This is a genomic window from Methanobrevibacter sp., assembly GCF_045220775.1.
In the GTDB taxonomy this organism is placed as follows: Archaea; Methanobacteriota; Methanobacteria; order Methanobacteriales; family Methanobacteriaceae; genus Methanocatella.
This window is the reverse complement of record NZ_JBGUWC010000141.1, coordinates 1-3741: the sequence shown is the minus strand read 5'-3', so window position 1 is coordinate 3741 and position 3741 is coordinate 1. Positions and strand designations below refer to the sequence as shown.

Sequence of the window (3741 nt, the reverse complement as noted above, 5' to 3'; positions counted from 1 at the left end):
CCGAAATATATTGAATTTTTCTGCAACAGCCGTTCACTTGAAGAAAATATCCGATTGAATGTGCTGAGCAAATCGGGATTTTTGTATGAAGAACCTTTGTTTCTGTTGGAAAAAGAAGTGCGTGAACCACTGAGTTATTTTTCTGTCATGAGGGCAATTTCAATGGGTAATCACAAGCTTTCGGATATAGCGACAGTTCTCGAAAGCAAATCAAACACTTTAAGTCCTTATCTCTCAACATTGATGAATCTGTTTCTGATTGAAAAAAGAGTTCCCGTCACAGAGAAAGAACCCGAAAAGAGTCGTAAGGGACTGTATTATATAAGTGATGTATTTATGGATTTTTGGTTTAAGTTTGTTTATCCGTACAGAAGTGAATTGGAGCTTGACAATGCAAATTATGTCATTGACAGGCTGAACAGCAATTTTATTGACCGTCATGTCAGTTTTGTTTATGAAAAAGTCTGTGCCGAAATATTCATACAGCTTTGCAAAGAAAAGAAGATTGATTTTCATATCTCAAAAATCGGCTCTTATTGGAACGGCAATACGGAAATTGATGTCGTTGCAGTTGATAATCAAAGTAAAACGATATTTGCCGGAGAGTGCAAATTTTACGACAAACCTATCGATATAAGGGTATATTCTGCTCTCGTGGAAAAATGCAGAACAATTTCCGAATTCAGCGGTTATCGCATTATGTATGGATTGTTCTCGAAAAGCGGATTTGACGAACGTGTTATTGAGCTTGCAGAAAATAGCGATAATCTTGTACTTATCAACGGAGAACAAACATTATTTCAGAAACAAATATAAAAATCGCTGAAATTTATATGGAAATTTTTTAATTATGTAGTTGCTTTTTTGTGCAATTTGTGGTATAATTCAATAATATTTCAGCAGAAATCTATTTAACGGAGGATATGTTATGGATATAAGATTAAAAAATATTGGTATAATTAAAGATTCCAGTATCCGCTTAGATGGACTCACTGTAATTACCGGAGCAAACAATTCCGGTAAAACAACTGTTGGCAAAGTGGTATATTCCCTATTAGATGCTGTTTCAAATTTATCGTCAAAGGCAGAGAATGATAGGTATACTTATGTTGTTGAAACATTGGGTGACATACGTGATAAATTAACGACGGTGTTTAAAATCAGACGATTCCATTATAACGGTGAAGGGGTTTTTTTAAAAGATTCTGCAATCGATTATTTGTTATCGGATGCTGACCGTTTGAATAAATATGGAGATGCTGAAGAATTTTCTCATAGATTAAGAAATGAGTTGGCTGAATTTGACGTAAATTCGATTGACGAAAACTCAATATTATTCGGAAATTACAAAAAATTTTCAATACGTAGTAACACCGATATCGATTTATTTAGAGATTCTATAAGAAATGGAATTAATGAAGTAATTAGTATTATAGATAAGATGTTTGTAGATATAAAACAAGATCCTGAACTTATCGATTATGCACGTGAAATTATAAATCAAACATTAAATGTGGAATTTTCAAAGCAAATTCAACCTGTAAAAGTTGATGTTGAAAGTTCAACGATTGAAATGTCAGACAATAATAAAGTTATGTTTGCATTTGATATTGTGCAAAATGAAATTGTAAATGACGGCAATCCTGTTTTCGAATATAGTTCATATAAAAAAATATATTTTATTGACAATCCCTTTATATTGGACTCTGTTCTCTATCGTAGAAGATATCCACATGACTTTGATAATATTAAAACAATACTAAACAGTGGTAGAATCATCCCACACGAAATGAAATTAAACCTTGTTCTGAAAAGAATAAAGCAAACAACTATATTTAAAGAGACAATTATTGACAACGGATTGAGTTTGATAAAAGAAAAAATCGATGAGGTTATATCCGGTGACTTTGAATTTAGTTCAGATGGTGAATTTTATGTCAAAGACGGAAAAAAACTTCATATAACCAATTTGGCTACGGGTTCAAAAATGTTTTCGATATTGAAAATATTGTTGGATAAAGGTGAAATTGACGAAACAACTTTTTTGATATTGGACGAACCCGAAGCACACCTGCATCCGAGTTGGCAGAATAAATTTGCTGAAGTAATCGTTTTGTTAGTGAAATATCTCAATACACAGGTTCTTCTTACAAGTCACAGTCCGAATTTTGTGTTGGCAATAGATGCGTATATGCGTAAATATGATATTATCGACAAAACAAACTTTTATCAGACGAATTGTTTGGATGACGGTTTAGTGGAATACGTCAATGTAAATGATGATCTGGGACAGATATACTCTGATTTCATGCGTTATTTATCAGAAGTAAAGCAATTGAGGGACTATTATTATAACTTGGGTGAAAATCATGATAGCTAAAGATATTCTGAAATACGCACAGGAACACTGGCTGTCTAACAGTGGTTATAAAAAAACAATAACCGAAATTTCTAAATCCGGTACAAGCAAAGCATTGGTTGAAAGTTCAAAAGAGATTTTCTGCTTTGATGATATATCACGTGATTTATATAAGTGTAAAGATTGCCTGCCCACGTCTGCTGACGGAATAATTATTACCGACAACAAGAAAATTTATTTAGTGGAATTCAAATCAGGTTTCAAGAAAATAATCACAAAACAAAATTGGAATGACGAAAAAGCAATGTGTGAACTTATCAATCAGACTTGCCCGAATTATAAGAATTTATTTTTAAAAAATCAAGATATGGAAACTGAACAATTAATCGATTCTATTCGTGACAAAGCTGTCGAAAGTTATATCACATTAGAAAAAAGGATATTTCCTCAATGTGACGATTTATTGTCAAGAAAGAAATATGAATTGATACTTATCATTGTGGTAGATGAAAATGGTATTGACAATATGGAAGCAACACTGGGTGAGTTATCTTCCTCAAAAACGTCTACAAGTAATTGTTTCGATAAAATCAAGCAATCTTTAAAACGTTTTTTGAAACAAAAAGATTATGTTGGTAATGACTATTACTACGATGATATAAAAGTTATGTCCCCTTACGACTTTACGTTTTTTGTAAATAACAGTAAGATTTCAATATGATTTTTTGGAGCGAATATAAAAATATGCACTCAGCCATATACGATTTTGTGTGCTGCAGTGCGTATACGCCCGAAAATCTGCACTGCCGGATTTGCCTTTTTACGAACAGTTTTCAAGAAGTTCTCACGGCAGTTCTAATAGAACCGTGACGATTTTATTAGAACTGCTGTGATTTGTGAAGATAAAAAGATGTGGATTTTATGGGATTTTTGAAATTGAAATTCTTAAAAAAACCTGTAAACATCGGAACTTTTGAGAGAAAAAAGTTCCTTTAAGTTCTTTTATTTTCCGTAAACTTCCGAAAATATTTTCCGACTCGAAATCAGGTAGTCCGAAAGGGCTCGAGGGTTCGAATCCCTCACTCTCCGTTATCATAAAGACTGTGCCGTTTGGTGCGGTCTTTTTTGTGTATTGGGTAGGTGTTATCGATGCTTCACTATACAGAATTTTGTATCAGTCCATATGAAGTCCCTGAAGAACGGTCAATATGTATTTACATATCGGGCTGTATTAACAAATGCAGAAATTGTCACTATCCCGAATTAAAGTTATCCGACAGCGGAGAATTGCTTTATCCGCACCTTGCCGATATTGTATATATTCGGCGATTGATAATTAATCGATACAAAGTCTATCTATTACCGTTTGAGGAATTGTATTG

Annotated in this window: 3 protein-coding genes; all 3 read left to right on the top strand. The window is 33.1% G+C overall.

Going from position 1 to position 3741, the window contains the following annotated elements:
- Positions 1-147 precede the first annotated feature (147 nt).
- The 3 genes from ACJROP_RS09450 to ACJROP_RS09440 all read left to right on the top strand — a co-directional run bounded on the left by ACJROP_RS09450 (position 148) and on the right by ACJROP_RS09440 (position 3080).
- Positions 148-816, top strand: a complete 669-nt coding sequence (locus ACJROP_RS09450; RefSeq protein ID WP_406535220.1) for a DUF234 domain-containing protein — start codon at positions 148-150, stop codon at positions 814-816.
- Positions 817-928: 112 nt separating this feature from the next.
- Positions 929-2380 carry an AAA family ATPase gene (locus tag ACJROP_RS09445; protein ID WP_406535219.1) on the top strand — a complete coding sequence of 484 codons (1452 nt, stop codon included), beginning with the start codon at positions 929-931 and terminating at the stop codon, positions 2378-2380.
- A complete protein-coding gene (locus ACJROP_RS09440; RefSeq protein WP_406535218.1) occupies positions 2370-3080 on the top strand; it encodes a hypothetical protein in 711 nt (236 codons plus the stop codon). The genes ACJROP_RS09445 and ACJROP_RS09440 overlap by 11 nt, the downstream gene beginning before the upstream one ends.
- Positions 3081-3741 lie beyond the last annotated feature (661 nt).

Bases quoted from the DNA above. Each gene is read 5' to 3' on its own strand.
- ACJROP_RS09450 (WP_406535220.1), top strand. From the start codon at position 148: ATGAGGGCAATTTCAATGGGTAATCACAAGCTTTCGGATATAGCGACA.
- ACJROP_RS09445 (WP_406535219.1), top strand. From the start codon at position 929: ATGGATATAAGATTAAAAAATATTGGTATAATTAAAGATTCCAGTATC.
- ACJROP_RS09440 (WP_406535218.1), top strand. From the start codon at position 2,370: ATGATAGCTAAAGATATTCTGAAATACGCACAGGAACACTGGCTGTCT.